16 protein-coding genes are annotated in these 19,621 nt (G+C 45.8%); 11 read left to right on the top strand and 5 right to left on the bottom strand.

The window, feature by feature from the left end; all coding sequences use genetic code 11:
• The first annotated feature begins 367 nt into the window (after positions 1-367).
• The 4 genes from glyQ (at position 368) to MU515_RS17175 (ending at position 7,175) form a co-directional block, all read left to right on the top strand.
• Positions 368-1,291: a glycine--tRNA ligase subunit alpha gene (glyQ, locus tag MU515_RS17190; RefSeq protein WP_260261614.1), complete on the top strand. Its 924-nt coding sequence runs from the start codon at positions 368-370 to the stop codon at positions 1,289-1,291.
• 2 nt (positions 1,292-1,293) lie between these two features.
• Positions 1,294-3,360, top strand: coding sequence for a glycine--tRNA ligase subunit beta (glyS, locus tag MU515_RS17185; protein ID WP_260261613.1), 2,067 nt, complete (start codon positions 1,294-1,296; stop codon positions 3,358-3,360).
• Positions 3,361-3,557: 197 nt separating this feature from the next.
• Complete coding sequence (locus MU515_RS17180) at positions 3,558-5,654, top strand: alpha-amylase (protein ID WP_260261612.1); 2,097 nt, start codon at positions 3,558-3,560, stop codon at positions 5,652-5,654.
• Between the two features lie 270 nt (positions 5,655-5,924).
• A complete protein-coding gene (locus MU515_RS17175) occupies positions 5,925-7,175 on the top strand; it encodes a valine--pyruvate transaminase (protein WP_260261611.1) in 1,251 nt (416 codons plus the stop codon).
• A gap of 107 nt (positions 7,176-7,282) precedes the next feature.
• Here the strand turns inward: MU515_RS17175 and MU515_RS17170 are convergent, their stop codons facing one another.
• The 5 genes from MU515_RS17170 to dnaA all read right to left on the bottom strand — a co-directional run bounded on the left by MU515_RS17170 (position 7,283) and on the right by dnaA (position 14,297).
• The gene (locus MU515_RS17170) at positions 7,283-7,717 is read right to left on the bottom strand and encodes an Hsp20 family protein (protein WP_260261610.1); all 435 of its coding nucleotides are present in this window, start codon (positions 7,715-7,717) and stop codon (positions 7,283-7,285) included.
• A gap of 484 nt (positions 7,718-8,201) precedes the next feature.
• Complete coding sequence (gene gyrB / locus MU515_RS17165) at positions 8,202-10,619, bottom strand: DNA topoisomerase (ATP-hydrolyzing) subunit B (protein WP_260261609.1); 2,418 nt, start codon at positions 10,617-10,619, stop codon at positions 8,202-8,204.
• A 17-nt stretch (positions 10,620-10,636) separates the two neighbouring features.
• Positions 10,637-11,716 (bottom strand): DNA replication/repair protein RecF, encoded by a 1,080-nt coding sequence (gene recF / locus MU515_RS17160; protein ID WP_260261608.1) that lies wholly within the window; start codon positions 11,714-11,716, stop codon positions 10,637-10,639.
• Position 11,717: 1 nt separating this feature from the next.
• Positions 11,718-12,818, bottom strand: coding sequence for a DNA polymerase III subunit beta (gene dnaN / locus MU515_RS17155; protein ID WP_260261607.1), 1,101 nt, complete (start codon positions 12,816-12,818; stop codon positions 11,718-11,720).
• Between the two features lie 72 nt (positions 12,819-12,890).
• The gene (gene dnaA, locus MU515_RS17150; RefSeq protein ID WP_260261606.1) at positions 12,891-14,297 is read right to left on the bottom strand and encodes a chromosomal replication initiator protein DnaA; all 1,407 of its coding nucleotides are present in this window, start codon (positions 14,295-14,297) and stop codon (positions 12,891-12,893) included.
• A gap of 409 nt (positions 14,298-14,706) precedes the next feature.
• Here dnaA and MU515_RS17145 point away from each other — a divergent pair, with 409 nt between their 5' ends.
• From MU515_RS17145 to yidC, 7 genes are all read left to right on the top strand, one after another.
• Positions 14,707-15,453, top strand: coding sequence for an amino acid ABC transporter substrate-binding protein (locus tag MU515_RS17145; RefSeq protein ID WP_260261605.1), 747 nt, complete (start codon positions 14,707-14,709; stop codon positions 15,451-15,453).
• A gap of 108 nt (positions 15,454-15,561) precedes the next feature.
• Entirely contained in the window at positions 15,562-16,233 is a 672-nt protein-coding gene (locus MU515_RS17140; RefSeq protein WP_260261604.1) for an amino acid ABC transporter permease, read from the top strand.
• Positions 16,230-16,967 carry an amino acid ABC transporter ATP-binding protein gene (locus tag MU515_RS17135; RefSeq protein WP_260261603.1) on the top strand — a complete coding sequence of 246 codons (738 nt, stop codon included), beginning with the start codon at positions 16,230-16,232 and terminating at the stop codon, positions 16,965-16,967. The genes MU515_RS17140 and MU515_RS17135 overlap by 4 nt, the downstream gene beginning before the upstream one ends.
• A 229-nt stretch (positions 16,968-17,196) precedes the next feature.
• On the top strand, positions 17,197-17,331 hold the full coding sequence (gene rpmH / locus MU515_RS17130; protein ID WP_006880025.1) for a 50S ribosomal protein L34: 135 nt from the start codon (positions 17,197-17,199) through the stop codon (positions 17,329-17,331).
• Positions 17,332-17,377: 46 nt separating this feature from the next.
• Positions 17,378-17,701, top strand: coding sequence for a ribonuclease P protein component (gene rnpA, locus MU515_RS17125; protein ID WP_260261602.1), 324 nt, complete (start codon positions 17,378-17,380; stop codon positions 17,699-17,701).
• Positions 17,668-17,925 (top strand): membrane protein insertion efficiency factor YidD, encoded by a 258-nt coding sequence (yidD, locus tag MU515_RS17120; RefSeq protein ID WP_260261601.1) that lies wholly within the window; start codon positions 17,668-17,670, stop codon positions 17,923-17,925. The genes rnpA and yidD overlap by 34 nt, the downstream gene beginning before the upstream one ends.
• A 2-nt stretch (positions 17,926-17,927) precedes the next feature.
• Positions 17,928-19,547 (top strand): membrane protein insertase YidC, encoded by a 1,620-nt coding sequence (gene yidC, locus MU515_RS17115; RefSeq protein ID WP_260261600.1) that lies wholly within the window; start codon positions 17,928-17,930, stop codon positions 19,545-19,547.
• Positions 19,548-19,621 lie beyond the last annotated feature (74 nt).

Below are 19,621 nucleotides of genomic sequence, written 5' to 3'. Positions count from 1 at the left end.
TGATGATTTGTCTAAGGTCTTGCTAAACCCATCGCGGAATGATGAGTCTCGAACGCCATGGTGATTTGGCACCAAGTATGTTGACGAACGAACGTTTCAACGAGGTTGTTGAATGAGTAAGCTACTCCCCAAAGACGGCGCAATTCTAATCAGTAACATAGCCAGTTGCAAGCCGAGAAACTGCAGTCAGAAACCGTTATCAGGCGTACTTAACGGTAGTTTTGGTGGAAAATTTTGTGTTTAGAGCAAACTAAACGCTTTTGCCTATGAAATAAGCAAGATTCCCTCTACTACCACGCACGATATCTCGGTATACTTGATCGTTATTTTCATTAAATTCATTCAGAAGAATCGCGCGAAGCAGGCTATGCAAAAATACGATATCAAAACCTTCCAGGGAATGATCCTCGCGCTGCAGGATTATTGGGCACAAAACGGTTGTACCATCGTTCAACCTCTAGATATGGAAGTAGGTGCGGGTACCTCTCACCCAATGACATGTTTACGTGCACTTGGCCCAGAGCCAATGTCTACGGCATACGTTCAACCTTCTCGTCGTCCGACCGATGGTCGTTACGGTGAGAACCCGAACCGTCTGCAGCACTACTATCAATTCCAAGTAGCTCTAAAACCATCTCCAGATAACATTCAGGAGTTGTACCTAGGCTCACTTGAAGTGCTTGGTATCGACCCACTTGTTCACGACATTCGTTTCGTAGAAGACAACTGGGAAAACCCAACACTAGGCGCATGGGGTCTAGGCTGGGAAGTATGGCTTAACGGCATGGAAGTAACTCAGTTTACTTACTTCCAACAAGTTGGTGGCCTTGAGTGTAAACCAGTAACAGGTGAAATCACTTACGGTATCGAACGTTTAGCAATGTACATCCAAGAAGTAGACTCTGTTTACGATCTTGTATGGAACGTAGCACCAGACGGCAGCAACGTGACTTACGGTGATATCTTCCACCAAAACGAAGTTGAGCAATCAACCTACAACTTCGAGCACGCTGACGTAGATTTCCTATTTAGCTTCTTTGACCAATGTGAAAAAGAATCTAAAGAGCTACTAGAGCTAGAGAAACCTCTACCTCTTCCAGCTTACGAGCGCATTCTTAAAGCAGCACATGCATTCAACCTTCTTGATGCGCGTAAAGCTATCTCTGTTACAGAGCGCCAACGTTACATCCTTCGTATCCGTAACCTAACTAAAGCGGTTGCAGAAGCGTACTACGCATCTCGTGAAGCACTTGGCTTCCCAATGTGTAAGAAACAAGACGAGGAGAAGTAATCATGGCAAAAGAATTTCTAATTGAGCTAGGTACTGAAGAGCTACCACCAACGCAACTGCGTACGCTAGCAGAAGCTTTCGCTGCAAACTTCGAAGCGGAACTTAAAGGTGCAGACCTAGCACACGAGGGTGTGAAATGGTACGCAGCACCTCGTCGTCTAGCACTTAAAGTTGCAGGTCTTGCTGAAGGCCAAGCAGACAAAGTGGTTGAAAAACGTGGCCCTGCTGTTTCTGTGGCATTCGATGCTGACGGTAATGCTACCAAAGCAGCTCAAGGTTGGGCGCGTGGTAACGGTATCACTGTTGAGCAAGCTGACCGTCTAGTAACAGACAAAGGCGAATGGCTTCTTTTCAAACAAGAAGTAAAAGGCCAAGCAACGACTGAAATCGTTGTTGAGCTAGCCGCAAAAGCGCTGGGTAACCTACCAATCGCTAAGCCTATGCGTTGGGGTAACAAGACGACTCAGTTCATTCGTCCAGTTAAAACACTTACTATGCTGATGGGTTCTGACCTGATTGAAGGCGAGATCCTAGGCGTAGCTTCTGACCGCACTATCCGTGGTCACCGCTTCATGGGTGAGCAAGAGTTCACTATCGATTCTGCAGAGCAATACCCAGCGATTCTAGAAGAGCGCGGTAAAGTAATGGCAGATTACGAAGCGCGTAAAGCTATCATCCTTGCTGATTCGCAAAAAGCAGCTGAAGCGGTTGGCGGTATTGCTGACCTTGAAGATGACCTAGTAGAAGAAGTAACTTCTCTGGTTGAATGGCCGGTCGTTCTTACTGCGAAGTTTGAAGAAGAGTTCCTAAAAGTGCCTTCTGAAGCTCTGGTTTACACCATGAAAGGTGACCAAAAATACTTCCCAGTGTATGACGAGAACAAGAAGTTACTGCCTAACTTCATCTTCGTTTCAAACATTGAATCTAAAGAACCTCGCTACGTAATTGAAGGTAATGAAAAGGTTGTACGTCCACGTCTAGCGGATGCTGAATTCTTCTTCAACACTGACCGTAAGCGCCCTCTTATTGACCGCCTACCTGAGCTAGAACAGGCTATCTTCCAAAAGCAGCTTGGTACTATCAAAGACAAGACAGACCGTATTACTGAACTTGCTGGCTACATCGCTGAGCAGATCGACGCTGACGTTGAAAAATCTAAGCGTGCAGGCCTACTAGCGAAGTGTGACCTAATGACATCAATGGTATTTGAATTTACAGATACTCAAGGTGTAATGGGCATGCACTACGCAACTCACGATGGTGAAGACGAGCAAGTTGCACTAGCACTGTACGAGCAGTACATGCCTCGTTTCGCGGGTGACGACCTACCAAGCACAGGTATTTCATCTGCTGTAGCAATGGCTGACAAGCTAGATACTATCGTTGGTATCTTCGGTATTGGCCAAGCGCCTAAGGGTTCTGACCCATTCGCACTTCGTCGTGCGTCGCTAGGTGTACTACGTATCATCGTAGAAAACAGCTACAACCTAGACCTAACTGACCTAATTGCTAAGGCTCAGTCTCTGTTCGGCGACAAGCTAACAAACGAGAACGTTGCAAACGACGTTATCGACTTCATGCTTGGTCGTTTCAACGCATGGTACAAAGACGAAGGCTTCAGCGTGGACATCATCCAAGCTGTACTGGCTAACCGTCCAACTAAGCCAGCAGACTTCGACCAACGCGTTAAAGCGGTATCTCACTTCCGTGAGCTAGAAGCAGCTGAAGCACTAGCGGCAGCGAACAAGCGTGTAGGTAACATCCTAGCGAAATTCGACGGCGAACTAGCAGCAGAAATCGACCTTGCACTTCTACAAGAAGATGCAGAGAAGACGCTAGCAGAAAGCGTTGAAGTAATGACTGAAGCACTAGAGCCAGCATTTGCAACAGGTAACTACCAAGAAGCACTAAGCAAGCTAGCTGACCTACGTGAGCCAGTAGATGCATTCTTCGATAACGTAATGGTTATGGCTGATGACGAAGCTCTGAAGAAGAACCGTCTAACACTGCTAAACAACCTACGTAACCTGTTCCTACAGATTGCGGACATTTCACTGCTGCAAAAATAAGCCGCATTGAAATGAAATAGAACGAAGGGGAAACCAGTCATGGTTTCCCTTTTTTATTGCCTATTCAAAAGCAGATGAATTTATAAATCGATTTGTGAACTAGGCAAAGTTTTGTAGCAGGAGAAACGGTCACATCACTCGGATTGTAGAGGGTCAGTTTTGTTATAACTGAGGCGTTTATTCGGGGGAAGGACACAATGAAGAAAACCATTTCAGCGCTCTCTATCGGCCTACTCAGCGCCTGTAGCCAACTGCAAGGCAATACAATTCCAGACAACACCATCGCATTAACGATTGGAGACAATACCGCTCTATTTCAGCCTAATGAACAAGGCTTACTCGTTGCAGAGCAAGTGCTTGAAAAAGGCCAATACTCAGTCACCATCGCGGATAACCACAACAGCTGTGGTAGTAGCTATGCGCTCGCTGAAGATGGACGAATTAAGTTCAACCAACCGCTTAAAGTGAATGACTGTGCAGGCAATCAAGCGATGCCATTACGCATATTCAAAACCAGCCGCTACCAGTTCACTCTCAACTCTAATAGCAACGAGCTCACTGTCGAAGCTAAAGCTAACCAGCCCCAGGTTGTTCAATACACATGCCCTGTTGCCGGTGAGGCCGCTAAAACCATCAATGTAGCGAAAACATTCTCTGATGGCACTGTCATTCGAGATGCCCTGTCAGGCCAACAAGCCATTGTAGAAAATGGCACGATTACTCTACAACCTGCGCCAATGAGCCAAGGACTGTTGTTACTTGAAGAGGTTGCCCAACAGGAAGTTCAACCATTTAGCTGGGATAACGCCACCGTCTATTTTGTTATGACTGACCGTTTCTACAATGGCAATCCCAACAATGACCAGAGTTACGGTCGGAGCAAAGATGGCGAACACGAAATCGGCACATTTCACGGCGGCGACTTAGCCGGATTAACCAAAAAACTCGACTATATCGAATCTCTCGGCGTGAATGCGATTTGGATAACCTCACCACTAGAGCAAATCCATGGTTGGGTTGGCGGTGGCAGTAATGGCGATTTCAAACACTATGGTTATCACGGCTATTACCATCAAGACTGGACCAAACTTGACGCCAATATGGGCACGGAGGACGAACTGCGTACCTTCATTGATACCGCTCATAGTAAAGGCATTCGCGTCATCTGGGATGTAGTGATGAACCATACCGGTTATGCCACGCTAGCAGATATGCAGGAATTTGGTTTTGGTGCACTCTATCTTGATGACCAAGAGGCTAAACAGATCCTCGGTGAGAAGTGGACCGACTGGACACCTAAGCAAGGCCAAAACTGGCACAGTTTCAACGACTACATCAAATATAACGATGGCGAAGCATGGGACAAATGGTGGGGCAAAGATTGGCTTCGCACCGATATCGGTAACTATGACGCCCCAGGCTACAACGACATCACCATGTCGTTGAGCTTCTTACCGGATCTTAAAACCGAATCGAAGCAAAAGACCGGATTACCCAATTTTTACCGCAATAAAGAAACCAATGCCCAAGACAGTCAGCTGACACCACGTAGGCACTTAATTACTTGGCTATCAGACTGGGTTCGTGAATATGGTATTGATGGCTTTCGCGTAGACACTGCTAAACATGTTGAGATGCAAGCTTGGGCGGAGCTAAAAACAAGCGCCAATCAAGCACTGGCCGAATGGAAGCAAAACAATCCAGACAAAGCTTTGGATAACTTGCCATTTTGGATGACAGGAGAAGTCTGGGCACACAGCGTAGTGAAAAGCCCATACTTTGATAACGGCTTCGATTCAATTATTAACTTTGAGTTCCAAACCGACATCGCACCTAAAGCGCTCAACTGTTTTGCAAGCTTGGATAAAGACTACGCGCGCTATGCTGAACGTATCAACCAAGATCCTGAGTTTAATGTGCTGAGTTATCTATCCTCTCACGACACTCAGCTGTTTTGGTCGCGCAGCCAAAGTATCGACAACCAAGCCCGTGCAGCGAATGCTTTAATGCTCGCCCCTGGTGCGGTTCAAATATTCTACGGTGATGAGATCGCGCGTGACGTCAGTTTTGCGGGCTCAGATAGTCACCAAGGCACACGATCGGATATGCCATGGGCGCAAATTAAAGATGAGCGGCAGGCGTTATTACAACATTGGCAAAAACTTGGCGAGTTCCGCCAACGCCATCCAGCTATCGCCCAAGGTAAACATATCACTCGACAGCAAGAAGGGTATTACGCATTCGAGCGCCAATATCAGGATGACAAGGTCTTAGTGGTTTATACCGGTGAGTAAAAGACAATAACGTAAGGGAAGCTTCAGCTTCCCTTTTCTTTTGGTTTCATTTCTGACCACCAGCATTTCATACTTTCACATAGCCTCGGTTTTAAATCACTTTTAACCACACCCGTCATAACCAGAGAAAAGCACTTTTATCCATTATTAGATGAATTTGTGCTTTGCGTCTCATAGCCATTGCGGTATGTTCAAGGATTATTCGATTCGTCAGCCAAGCACTGGCGTGAACTAACACGAAGCAAACGCAATGAATTAGGTTAACTACAGATGCAGTTCTCTCAATTTGGTGAAAAATTTAATCAGTACTCGGGTATTACCCAACTTATGGATGATTTGAATGATGGCCTACGCACACCGGGTGCCATCATGCTCGGAGGAGGCAACCCTGCCGCCATCCCAGCCATGCTCGATTACTTTCACCAAGCCAGTGAGACTATGCTCGCCAACGGCGAATTGGTTGCAGCTCTCGCTAACTATGATGGCCCTCAAGGCAAAGACAGCTTTGTAAAAGCGCTCGCACAATTATTCAAAGATACTTACGGTTGGGACATCAGTGAGAAGAACATTAGCCTAACCAATGGCAGCCAAAGTGGTTTTTTCTACCTATTCAATTTACTTGCTGGTAAACAGCCAGATGGCTCACTGAAAAAAATTCTTCTGCCTTTAGCTCCGGAATACATTGGTTATGGGGACGCGGGAATTGATGAGAATATCTTCATCTCATACCACCCTGAAATCGAGCTTTTGGAAAATGGGCTATTCAAATACCACGTCGATTTTGAACAATTGAAAGTGGATGAATCAGTCGCGGCGATCTGCGCTTCACGCCCAACCAACCCAACCGGCAATGTACTGACGGACGAAGAGATTCAAAAGCTCGATAAGCTAGCGCGTGAGAACAATATCCCTCTCATCATAGACAATGCGTATGGTCTGCCTTTCCCAAATATCATCTTTGAAGATGTAAAACCATTTTGGAATGACAACACCATTTTGTGTATGAGCCTGTCTAAACTTGGCCTGCCTGGCGTACGTTGTGGCATTGTTATCGCCAACGAAGAAGTCACCCAAGCGATGACCAACATGAACGGCATCATCAGTTTAGCACCAGGCAGCTTAGGCCCTGCGCTCGCGAATCACATGATTGAGCAAGGCGATCTACTCAAGCTTAGCGAAAACACCATCAAACCGTTTTACCAAAACAAATCACTACGTGCGGTTGAATTGCTACAACAAGTTATTCCCGACTCACGTTTTCGCATCCATAAGCCCGAAGGCGCAATATTTTTGTGGTTGTGGTTTGACGAACTACCAATCACCACCATGGAACTGTATAAGCGGTTAAAGGCTCGAGGCGTATTGATTGTTCCGGGAGAATATTTTTTCATCGGCCAGGAAGATGACTGGGAACACGCTCATCAATGCTTACGTATGAACTATGTGCAGGATGATGAGATGATGCAAAAAGGCATCAAAATTATTGCTGAAGAGGTTGAGAAGGCATATCAGCAAGGCTGATTTTTCACTTCCCTTAGATACAAAAAAGAGCACCTATTTCCTTAGAAATAACGGTGCTCTTTCACTCTTAATTCCCGATATATATGGCTAGTTAAAGCCAGTGGTAATTAGCCTTCGATTAGCTTGCTGCCGTTAATCGCAATCTTACGTGGTTGCATCGCTTCTGGGATTTCACGTTCTAGGTCGATGTGTAGTAGACCATTTTCCATGCTTGCACCCACGACTTTTACGTAGTCTGCTAGCTGGAATTTACGTTCGAAATCACGCTCTGCAATACCTTGATAAACGTATTGTTTGCCTTCTTCAGCTTTACGCTCACCTTTTACTATCAACATATTTTCTTTTTGAGTCAGATCGAGTTGGTCATCAGCGAAGCCAGCAACTGCCATAGTAATACGGAAGTTGTTTTCGTCTTTTTGCTCAATGTTGTAAGGAGGGTAACCGCCAGAAGAATTTTTGGCTGTGTTGGCTTCCATCATGTTGAATAGACGGTCAAAGCCAATTGCGTTGCGGTAAAGTGGAGTGAAATCTACAGTTCTCATAATGCTATCCTCATAGTAAGCAATAGTCTTAGTCGTGAGTTTGCGCGGATCTATTCTGCATAGGATCGTTGCCGACTAAGGGACTCATTCACTACTCCTCGGGCTCTCGTAGCGCAGGGACATAGGCATGAATCAAGTTCAATTGTGTGCTTTCAAGGTTATCCTCTCCTGAGCGATACCTATTCAGCGAATCCAGAAAACCTGTTTCTTCTCTATTGAGCAAGACAGTCATCCTCTTCACTAATAGATATGTGGATAGCTCAAATCACTTTCAAGGGATTATTTTAAATTATTTTTCACACCTTTATTTTTCAATACCTTACAAACACAAAAAAGCACCATCCAAAGGACAGTGCTTTAAAATAATTTAGTGTTTTGAGACGAAGCTATTTCGCTTTAGTTCAAGGAAGAGGCGCGGAGCATACGAAGGTATGTGAGCACCTCTGACACAGAAATTAAGCGAAAGAGCGAAGTATCAAAGATACTAAACGTCTAAGTTGGCTACCTTGAGTGCATTTTCCTCGATGAAGTTACGACGAGGCTCAACTTGGTCACCCATTAACGTGGTGAACAGTTGGTCTGCACCGACTGCATCTTCAATCGTTACTTGCATCATACGGCGCGTTTCTGGGTCCATTGTGGTTTCCCAAAGCTGATCTGGGTTCATCTCACCTAGACCTTTGTAGCGCTGTAGGCTTAGGCCACGACGTGATTCTTTAATCAACCACTCAAGTGCTTCTACAAAGCTTGTTACTGGCAGAGTACGCTCGCCACGTTTGATGTAAGCACCTTCTTCGATTAGACCTTCTAACGCTTCAGATAGATCCGCTAGCTTGCCGTATTCTTTCGAGTTAAACAGATCAACGCTTAGTGCGTAATCATGTGTCACACCGTGAGTACGAACCACAATCTTAGGTAGGTTTAGGCCAAGCTCAGCGTGCTGCTCTACTTCGAAGCTGTATTGGCTAGCGCCCACTTCTTTAGCATTTAGCTGCTCAACTAGCTGCTTAGTCCAAGCTTCAACAGCGGCTGCATCGTGGCATTGTTCTGCTGTTAGACGCGGCGTGTAGATTAGTTCATGAACCAATGCATGTGGGTAACGACGGCTCATACGTTCAGCCAGCTTAATACCTGCATTGTATTGCTGAACCAGTTTCTCTAGAGCTTCACCAGAAAGCGCTGGCGCTTCTGCATTCACGTGTAGAGATGCGTTATCAAGTGCTAGTGCCACTTGGTATTGGTTCATTGCATCTTCATCTTTGATGTACTGCTCTTGCTTACCTTTCTTCACTTTGTAAAGCGGTGGCTGAGCGATGTACACGTAGCCACGCTCGATAAGCTCAGGCATTTGACGGTAGAAGAAGGTCAATAGTAGCGTACGGATGTGCGAACCATCGACGTCGGCATCGGTCATGATGATGATGTTGTGGTAACGCAGTTTATCTGGGTTGTATTCGTCACGACCGATACCACAACCTAAAGCGGTAATCAGTGTCGCCACTTCTTGTGAAGAAAGCATCTTGTCGAAACGCGCTTTCTCTACGTTAAGGATTTTACCTTTCAGTGGAAGAATCGCTTGGTTCTTACGGTTACGGCCTTGTTTTGCGGAGCCGCCTGCCGAGTCACCCTCCACTATGTATAGTTCAGAGAGTGCTGGGTCTTTTTCCTGACAGTCTGCCAGTTTACCTGGAAGACCTGCTAGGTCTAACGCGCCTTTACGACGAGTCATTTCACGAGCTTTACGCGCTGCTTCACGAGCACGAGCCGCATCGATGATTTTAGAACACACCATCTTCGCTTCTGTCGGGTTCTCTACTAAGAACTCTGACAGCTTTTCACCCATTGCCGATTCAACCGCTGATTTCACTTCTGAAGAAACCAGCTTGTCTTTTGTTTGGCTTGAGAACTTAGGATCTGGCACTTTCACTGAAACAACAGCCGTTAGACCTTCACGCGCATCATCACCAGATGTCGCAGTCTTCGCTTTCTTCGAGAAGCCCTCTTTGTCCATGAACGAGTTCAAGGTACGAGTTAAGGCAGCACGGAAACCAGCAAGGTGAGTACCACCATCACGCTGAGGAATGTTGTTGGTGAAACAGTAGATGTTCTCTTGGAAACCGTCATTCCATTGCATTGCCACTTCTACCGAGATGCCATCTTCACGCTCGTAGTCGAAGTGGAAGATTTTCTCGATAATTGGCGTCTTGTTGGTGTTTAGGTGGTCAACAAACGCTTGGATACCACCTTCAAACATGAAGTGATCGCTCTTGTCTTCTTCACGCTCATCTTTAAGCATGATAGAAACACCAGAGTTTAGGAAAGATAGCTCACGTAGACGTTTTGCTAGGATATCGTAGTGGAACTCAGTGTTTGAGAAGGTTTCACCACTAGGCCAGAAACGAATTTGCGTACCCGTTTTATCCGTATCACCTACAACCGCTAGTGGCGCTTGTGGCTCACCGTGATGGTAAGTTTGTGTATGGATATGACCGCCACGATGAATCGTTAGTGTCACTTTTTCAGACAAAGCGTTTACTACTGAAACACCTACACCGTGTAGACCGCCCGATACCTTGTATGAGTTGTCATCGAACTTACCACCCGCGTGAAGTACCGTCATGATAACTTCAGCTGCTGATACTTTCTCTTCTGGGTGCATTTCCGTTGGAATACCACGACCATCATCACTAACAGAAACAGAGTTATCCTCATGGATTGTCACAATGATGTCTTTACAGTGACCTGCCAACGCTTCATCAATTGAGTTATCCACCACCTCAAAGACCATGTGATGGAGGCCGGTACCGTCGTCCGTGTCGCCGATGTACATACCTGGACGCTTACGAACAGCATCCAGACCCTTCAGTACTTTAATACTCGATGAATCGTAATTTTCAGACATGAGTTATCTTCCGCTATTTATACTGGCTCTATTGTGCCATGTTCCACATGGAACATCTTGCCATTATCGTCGTTCATATCGTCGATTTGGCTTTCGGTAATAGAGCTTACAAAAACTTGAGCCCCCGTCTCTTTTAAGCAATCCGCTAGGCGCTTACGACGTTGACTATCTAATTCCGATGCAAAGTCATCAATGAGATAAATGCATTGCTTTCCGGTCATTTCGGTTAGGTGCTGCCCTTGCGCGACACGCAACGCACACACCATCAGTTTTAACTGACCCCGTGAAAGCACATCTTCAACTGGTGTACCGTTCACTTTTATGCGCAAATCAGCTTTATTTGGCCCACTAAAGGTGTAACCAAGCGATTGATCACGCTCGAAGTTGTTTTCGAGGATGCTTTGATAAGGCGTGTCCTTATCCCAGCCACGATAATACTTCAATTGAATATCAAATTCTGGCAAAAATGTGCGACATATTTGTTCTGCTTTGGCGGTCATTTGCTCCACATAGTGAGCACGCCATTGGCTAATGTTCTCAGCCAAACGAGCCATCTCTTGATCCCAGTAACTGAGTTCACGATAACTGCGCGCAGTTTTTAGTAACGCATTGCGTTGTTTGTTCAAACGCTTAAAACGTCCCCATGCATCATAAAATGCTGACTCGGTATGAAACACACCCCAATCAATAAATGCACGGCGATGTTTGGGCCCATCAGTGAGCAAATCGAACCCTTCAGGGTGGATTAACTGCAATGGTAGAACCTGTGCCAATTGAGCTAACTTTTGCCCAGATTGACCGCCTATTTTAACCTCTGTCGAGCCATCACGCTGCTTATTAATGCCAATTGGTAGCTCAAATTGATCCGAGTTCAAAAAACGGCCATGTACAAACAGCTCGTCACACTCATTTTGGATCACTCGTCCAGTCAATGAACTCTTAAATGAACGACCATGGCCGAGCAAATAGATGGCTTCCAGCACGCTGGTTTTGCCACTGCCGTTCGGGCCAATAAGAAAGTTAAAGCCTGCTGATAGTTCAATATCACAGGCTTTAACGTTTCGAAATTGCTGAATAATAAGACGGGTAAGCGGCATGCTAGAGTCGAATCGGCATTACCACGTACATTGCGCTATCGTCATCGGCGTTTTCAATCAATGCGCTGGCATTGGCGTCTGACATCGACACACGTACTTTTTCACAGCGCAGCGTATTGAGTACATCCAATACATAGCTAACGTTGAAACCGATCTCGATCGCTTCACCTTCAAAGCTCACGTCCAACATCTCTTCCGCTTCTTCTTGCTCAGGGTTGTTGGCAGTAATGCGCATTTCGCTGTCCGCTAAGTTCACTCGAACACCACGGAATTTTTCATTCGAAAGAATCGCGGCACGAGAGAAAGCTTGACGCAATTCGTCACAGCTTGCTTCTAGCGTTTTGGTGGTGGTTTGCGGCATTACTCGGCGATAGTCAGGGAATCGACCATCCACCAGCTTAGAAGTAAATACGTAGTTGTTCACTTCTGCACGTAGGTTTGAACTGCCAATTTGCAGCACAACCGGCTGTTCAGGTGCGTCTAGTAACTTAACCAGCTCTTGCACACCTTTACGTGGCACGATGATTTGCTTTTGAGCAAAGTCAGCGCCTAGCTGAGTTTGCGATACCGCCATACGGTGGCCGTCAGTAGCAACGCTGCGCAGTGTGGTGGACTCAATCTCAAACAACATACCGTTGAGGTAGTAACGCACGTCTTGGTTTGCCATTGAGAACTGAGTTTTCTCAATCAATGCACGCAGCTCACCTTGTGTCAGTGAAACTTCTACTTCACTTTGCCAATCTTCAATGTTTGGAAAGTCATTAGCAGGTAACGTAGATAGAGAGAATCGGCTACGGCCAGAGCGCACTTGAACGCGATCACCATCAAGAACAAAAGTGATCACAGAGTCGTCAGGAAGACCACGGCAAATATCAAGGAATTTACGTGAAGGTACGGTCACACTGCCCGCTTCGAAGTCGCCTTCTAGGGTTACTCGGCTGATCAGCTCCACTTCTAAATCCGTGGCTGTCATCGATAGTGTGTTGTCTTCAACCTTGATAAGCAGGTTGCCTAAAATTGGCAACGTCGGTCGACCACCTAAAGCACCAGAAACCTGCTGTAGCGGTTTCAAAAGGTGGCTACGTTGAATGGTAAATTTCATAATGCGCTCTTATTAAAATTCGTTATTGCAGTGGCATCACTGCCACAAAGCCACTGACTAGAATACAGCGAATTAAGAAGAAAGGGTACGAATCAAGTTCGAGTAATCTTCTTTGATATCGTGGCTCTCTTCACGTAGTTGCTCAATCTTACGACATGCATGAAGTACAGTCGTATGGTCACGGCCACCAAACGCATCACCGATTTCAGGCAAGCTGTGGTTGGTTAGCTCTTTGGCCAGCGCCATAGCAAGCTGACGAGGACGCGCAACAGAGCGTGAACGACGCTTAGACAATAAATCGGCGACTTTGATTTTGTAGTATTCCGCCACGGTCTTTTGGATGTTATCAATCGTCACCAGCTTTTCTTGTAGAGCCAGTAGATCACGTAGCGCTTCACGCACAAAATCAATCGTAATTGGGCGACCGGTAAAGTTCGCGTTGGCGATGACACGGTTCAATGCACCTTCAAGCTCACGAACATTTGAACGTAGACGCTTAGCAATAAAGAACGCCACTTCATCAGCAAGATGAATTTGGTGGTCTTCTGCTTTCTTCATCAAGATCGCGACGCGGGTTTCCAACTCCGGCGGCTCAATAGCAACCGTTAGACCCCAACCAAAGCGAGATTTAAGACGATCTTCTACACCACTGATCTCTTTAGGATAACGGTCAGAGGTAAGAATGATCTGTTGATTACCTTCAAGCAGAGCATTGAAAGTATGGAAGAACTCTTCTTGAGAACGCTCTTTGTTAGCAAAGAACTGAATATCATCGATAAGTAGTGCATCAACACTGCGGTAGTAGCGCTTGAACTCTTCAATCGCGTTATTTTGCAGTGCTTTAACCATATCTTGCACGAAACGCTCAGAGTGCATATACACCACTTTCGCGTTTGGCTTGTTATCCACAATGGCATTACCTACTGCGTGCAATAGGTGCGTTTTACCTAGGCCAGTACCACCGTATAAGAATAGTGGGTTGTACGCTGCGCCTGGGTTGTCAGAAACCTGACGAGCCGCTGCCAAACCAAGTTGGTTAGACTTACCTTCAACAAAGTTATTGAACTTGTGTTTTGGGTTTACGTTAGAGCGGTGGTTAATGTTTGCGACTGCTTGTGGATCATCATCCCAAGTTTTATGTACCGGTTTACGAGCTTGCAGTTGCGCTGGCGCTGAAGACTCTGCTGCTACGTCTGCTGGAGTACGCTTTGGTGCTGGAGCAGGCGCACTGACACGGCGGCTACCCACTTCAAAACGTAGACTTGGAATATCGTTACCGCAGTATTCCTGCAATAAACGATTAATGCTGTTGAGATACTTATCGCGAACCCAATCCAATACAAAACGGTTGGGTGCAAATAAAGTGAGCGTATTGTCATTGAGCTCCGCTTGTAACGGACGTACCCACATACTGAATTCTGTAGCTGGTAGCTCTTCTTGAAGCTGTTGCAAACATTGCAACCAAAGCGAAGATGACACAGTGCCCCCACTCGAAGTAATAGATCGGAAAAGACTGGCGATTTTACCTGTTGATAACCGAGATCGCCAGCAAATGATCTACGATCCAGTGAATAAGATCTAAGTTATTCACAATATTTTCGACTTAATTCGATAGATCCCCACATCTCGTCCCTTTTTTACCCACACATTGATCCACATTTGCCCATTTTCAGCTAGATCCTAAAATTGGTGATAACTCTGTGAATGAAAGTTTTTTCGATCAGGTTATCCACACCTTCGTCTTAACCTACTTTGCAACGTCTAACCCATTAAACGGGGTTCTATTTACAAACTTATTACTAAGCCGTCTAGGTTATTGCTCTTGGTTATTTATCTAATTCAGACAAGAACAGTAGTATTTATCCCCATAATTACATGGAGTCACACTATGAAAAACTGGATTAAAGCTGCAGTTGCAGTTATCGCTCTCTCCGCTGCCACAGTACAAGCAGCAACTGACGTTAAAGTGGGTATGTCAGGCCGCTACTTCCCATTTACTTTCGTTCAGCAAGACAAGCTGCAAGGCTTTGAAGTGGATCTATGGGATGAAATTGGTAAGCGTAATGATTACAACGTGGAATACGTAACAGCAAACTTCTCTGGTTTGTTTGGTCTACTAGAAACCGGTCGTATTGATACGATTTCAAACCAAATTACCATGACGGACGCACGTAAATCGAAATACCTATTTGCTGACCCATACGTGGTAGATGGCGCGCAAATCACCGTTCGTAAAGGCAACGATGACATTAAAGGTGTGGCGGATTTAGCGGGCAAAACCGTGGCAGTAAACCTAGGTTCTAACTTTGAGCAACTGCTACGTAGCTACGACAAAGATGGCAAGATCAACGTCAAAACCTACGATACAGGTATCGAACATGATGTTGCACTTGGCCGCGCAGATGCCTTTGTGATGGATCGCCTATCCGCGCTAGAGCTGATTAAAAAGACTGGTCTACCACTACAATTGGCAGGCGAACCGTTTGAAACCATTCAAAATGCTTGGCCTTTCCTTGATAACGACAAGGGCAAAGCGCTTCAAGCAGAAGTGAACAAAGCACTGGCTGACATGCGTGCAGACGGCACTCTAAAAGCAATCTCTGAAAAATGGTTTGGTGCGGACATCACCCACTAATTTGCCATCCCTAGCCCGATATCGTTGTTCAAGGGCTAAAGTTAAATAAGTTCTGTTCAAGGTGGAATGCTCTATTCCACCTTTTGTTTTCTCTAGTTAGGTAAGTTTATGGGATTCGATTTTAATTACATGCTGGATCTGATGCCGATTTTATTCAAATATCTCGGCACAACCATGGAGATGGCCACTTGGGGATTGGTATTTTCACTGATCTTAGCGGTTGTTATCGCCAATATTCGTGTTTTTCGCCTCCCAGGCCTTGATCAACTAAGTCAGCTGTACATCAGTTTTTTCCGCGGAACACCACTGTTAGTGCAGCTATTTTTGCTTTACTACGGTCTGCCGCAAGTTTTCCCTGCGTTAGTTGGGCTGGACGCTTTTAGCGCCGCGGTGATCGGCTTAACCTTACACTTTGCCGCTTACATGGCAGAAAGTATTCGCGCCGCCATTATTGGTATTGATCGCAGCCAAATGGAAGCCAGTTTGTCGGTGGGGATGACCACCTCTCAAGCCATGCGCCGTATTGTCTTGCCACAAGCCACCCGCGTAGCCTTACCCTCATTGATGAACTACTTCATCGATATGATTAAATCGACCTCGCTTGCTTTTACCCTAGGCGTAGCTGAAATTATGGCCAAAGCACAAATGGAGGCCTCATCCAGCTTTAAGTTCTTTGAAGCCTTCTTGGCTGTAGCGCTGATTTACTGGGGTGTGGTGGTGATATTAACCCGAGTACAAATTTGGGCTGAAGAGAAGCTTAATAAGGCGTATGTACGATGATCAAATTAGACAATATTCATAAAAGCTTTGGCGAAACTGAAGTTCTTAAAGGCATAAACCTTGAAATCAATAAAGGTGAAATCATCGTCATTATTGGTTCCAGTGGTACTGGTAAATCAACATTACTGCGCTGCGTTAACTTTCTCGAACAAGCTAACCAAGGCACGATCAGCATTGATGATGTCAGTGTGAACAGCGAAAAGCACACCAAAGCGGAAGTGCTCGCTCTGCGCCGTAAAACCGGTTTTGTGTTTCAAAACTACGCTTTATTTGCCCATATGACCGCTAGGCAAAACATCGCTGAAGGCTTAATTACCGTTCGTGGTTGGAAAAAAGCCGATGCATTAGCTCGCGCGCAGCAAATACTGGACGATATTGGCCTTGGTGATAAAGGTGACAGCTATCCAGCCGCATTATCAGGTGGTCAACAGCAACGTGTCGGCATTGGCCGCGCTATGGCCTTGCAACCTGAACTGCTACTATTTGATGAGCCAACCTCCGCGCTCGATCCTGAATGGGTGGGCGAAGTATTGAGTTTAATGAAGCACTTAGCCACTCAGCATCAAACTATGCTGGTGGTCACACACGAGATGCAATTTGCCAAAGAAGTCGCTGACAGAGTGATCTTCATGGCCGATGGTCACATCGTCGAACAGGGATCGCCGCAGGAAATCTTCGATAACCCGCAAGATCCAAAGCTGAAAAAATTCCTTAATCAAGTGGGAATAGAGTAAAGATCAAGCATAAGGATCGTATGATCCTTGAGATTTTGCTCACACTACGTATAATCGCCCGACCGGAATTTCACATACATGAATCGTTGACACGATTTGTGAGTGTGATTACAATTCCGCCTCTTTGTTGAGAGGCGTCGGTTTGTCCTCTTTATATATAAAGAAGATATGAATGCCCACGCCGGGTTAACTAAGAACCTAAAACTACTGATCAGTAAAGGTAATTAACATGAAACGCACTTTTCAACCTTCAGTTCTAAAGCGCAAGCGTACTCACGGTTTCCGTGCACGTATGGCTACTAAGAACGGTCGTAAAGTAATTAATGCACGTCGTGCAAAAGGCCGTGCGCGCCTGTCAAAATAATCACTAGAATATTTTGAATACGTACGCGTTCAATCGGGAGTTACGCTTGTTAACTCCCGAGCATTATCAAAATGTCTTCCAGCAAGCTCACCGAGCTGGCTCACCTCATTTCACCATCATTGCTCGTAATAACAACCTATCTCATCCTCGATTAGGTTTAGCCGTTCCGAAAAAGCAAATCAAAACTGCTGTTGGTCGTAACCGCTTCAAACGTCTCGCTCGAGAAAGTTTTCGTAACAAACAACATCAACTTCCTAATAAAGATTTTGTTGTGATTGCCAAGAAAAGCGCGCAAGATTTAAGCAATGATGAATTGTTCAAGTTGTTTGACAAGCTATGGCAACGACTGTCTCGCCCCTCGCGTGGTTAGCAATCGGATTCGTCCGACTTTACCAAGGTCTTATTAGTCCACTCATCGGACCGCGCTGTCGTTTCCAACCAACTTGCTCCAGTTACGCTATAGAAGCGTTGAAAGCTCACGGTTTTGTAAAAGGATGTTGGTTATCAGGCCAACGTCTATTAAAATGCCACCCTTTAAATGATGGGGGCTTCGACCCCGTACCACCAGTTCAAAAACGAGACAGAGATAAATAACGATGGATTCTCAACGTAATATCCTGTTGATCGCGCTAGCATTGGTTTCTTTCCTATTGTTCCAACAATGGCAAGTAGCAAAGAACCCAGCACCGCAGCCGGTTGAACAGGCTCAATCAAGCAGCACTGTACCTGCACCATCTTTTGCCGACGAGCTCGACCCAGCGCCAGCTCAACAGGCAACAGCGAAAGCTATTACTGTAACAACGGATGTATTAACTCTGTCTATTGATACGGTTGGTGGCGATATCGTTAAAGCTTACCTAAACCAATACGATGCTGAACTGGACTCAGAAGCAAACTTCGAACTATTAAAGAACGATGCTGGTCACCAATTCATTGCACAAAGTGGTCTAGTTGGTCCTCAAGGCATCGACCTTAGCAGTACAAACCGTCCGAACTACGCAGTAAGCGCTGACAGCTTCACAATGGCTGACGATGCAAACGAACTGCGCATTCCGATGACTTATGCAGCGAATGGCCTTGAGTACACAAAAACATTCGTTCTAACTCGCGGCAGCTACGCTGTTGACGTTGAATACGATGTAGTGAACAACTCTGGCAACAACGCAACTTTCGGTATGTACGCGCACCTACGTCAAAACGTAATGGATGATGGCGGCAGCATTACTATGCCAACATACCGTGGTGGTGCTTACTCAACTGAAGACACCAACTACAAGAAATACAGCTTCGATGATATGCAAGATCGTAACCTGTCTCTTAACCTAGCCAATGGCCAAGGTTGGGCAGCGATGATCCAGCACTACTTCGCATCGGCGTGGATTCCAAACGACGCTCCAAACACCAATATCTACACTCGCGTGATCGGCAACCTAGCTGACATCGGTGTGCGTCTGCCTAACAAGACAATCGCAACTGGTGACGAAGCGAAATTTAGCGCAACACTATGGGTTGGTCCTAAACTACAAAGCCAAATGGCAGAAGTAGCACCGCACCTTGACCTAGTAGTTGACTACGGTTGGTTATGGTTCATCGCGAAACCACTACACACACTGCTTTCATTCATTCAAAGCTTTGTGGGTAACTGGGGTGTGGCAATCATCTGTCTAACCTTTATCGTTCGTGGTGCTATGTACCCACTAACGAAAGCGCAATACACCTCTATGGCGAAAATGCGCATGCTGCAACCTAAACTGCAAGCAATGCGTGAGCGTATTGGCGATGACCGTCAACGCATGAGCCAAGAGATGATGGAACTCTACAAGAAAGAGAAAGTAAACCCGCTAGGCGGCTGTCTTCCTCTTATCCTACAGATGCCTATCTTCATCGCACTGTACTGGGCACTAATGGAATCGGTAGAGCTACGTCACTCTCCATTCTTCGGTTGGATCACTGACCTTTCAGCGCAAGACCCGCTATACATCTTGCCGCTACTGATGGGTGCTTCAATGTTCATGATTCAGAAGATGAGCCCAACAACCGTTACAGACCCAATGCAACAGAAGATCATGACATTCATGCCTGTCATGTTCACCGTGTTCTTCCTGTTCTTCCCATCAGGTCTTGTTCTTTACTGGTTGGTTTCGAACATCGTAACACTTATCCAGCAGTCACTGATTTACAAGGCTCTGGAAAAGAAAGGCTTACACACTAAGTAAGTTCTAATCCAAGACAAAGGCGACCAAAAGGTCGCCTTTTTTATTGGAGCTGATTACAATTCAGCTAATTGATA

The organism is Vibrio intestinalis (genome assembly GCF_025195085.2).
Taxonomy (GTDB): Bacteria; Pseudomonadota; Gammaproteobacteria; order Enterobacterales; family Vibrionaceae; genus Vibrio; species Vibrio intestinalis.
Note: the sequence above shows the minus strand (reverse complement) of the source record. Positions and strands in the feature narration are given on the sequence as shown.

Coding starts and splice junctions, on each gene's coding strand:
- MU515_RS17180 (WP_260261612.1), top strand. CDS start 3,558: ATGAAGAAAACCATTTCAGCGCTCTCTATCGGCCTACTCAGCGCCTGT.
- MU515_RS17135 (WP_260261603.1), top strand. CDS start 16,230: ATGATCAAATTAGACAATATTCATAAAAGCTTTGGCGAAACTGAAGTT.
- dnaN (WP_260261607.1), bottom strand. CDS start 12,818: ATGAAATTTACCATTCAACGTAGCCACCTTTTGAAACCGCTACAGCAG.
- MU515_RS17145 (WP_260261605.1), top strand. CDS start 14,707: ATGAAAAACTGGATTAAAGCTGCAGTTGCAGTTATCGCTCTCTCCGCT.
- yidC (WP_260261600.1), top strand. CDS start 17,928: ATGGATTCTCAACGTAATATCCTGTTGATCGCGCTAGCATTGGTTTCT.
- MU515_RS17140 (WP_260261604.1), top strand. CDS start 15,562: ATGGGATTCGATTTTAATTACATGCTGGATCTGATGCCGATTTTATTC.
- MU515_RS17170 (WP_260261610.1), bottom strand. CDS start 7,717: ATGAGAACTGTAGATTTCACTCCACTTTACCGCAACGCAATTGGCTTT.
- recF (WP_260261608.1), bottom strand. CDS start 11,716: ATGCCGCTTACCCGTCTTATTATTCAGCAATTTCGAAACGTTAAAGCC.
- rpmH (WP_006880025.1), top strand. CDS start 17,197: ATGAAACGCACTTTTCAACCTTCAGTTCTAAAGCGCAAGCGTACTCAC.
- MU515_RS17175 (WP_260261611.1), top strand. CDS start 5,925: ATGCAGTTCTCTCAATTTGGTGAAAAATTTAATCAGTACTCGGGTATT.
- glyQ (WP_260261614.1), top strand. CDS start 368: ATGCAAAAATACGATATCAAAACCTTCCAGGGAATGATCCTCGCGCTG.
- glyS (WP_260261613.1), top strand. CDS start 1,294: ATGGCAAAAGAATTTCTAATTGAGCTAGGTACTGAAGAGCTACCACCA.
- gyrB (WP_260261609.1), bottom strand. CDS start 10,619: ATGTCTGAAAATTACGATTCATCGAGTATTAAAGTACTGAAGGGTCTG.
- yidD (WP_260261601.1), top strand. CDS start 17,668: ATGGCAACGACTGTCTCGCCCCTCGCGTGGTTAGCAATCGGATTCGTC.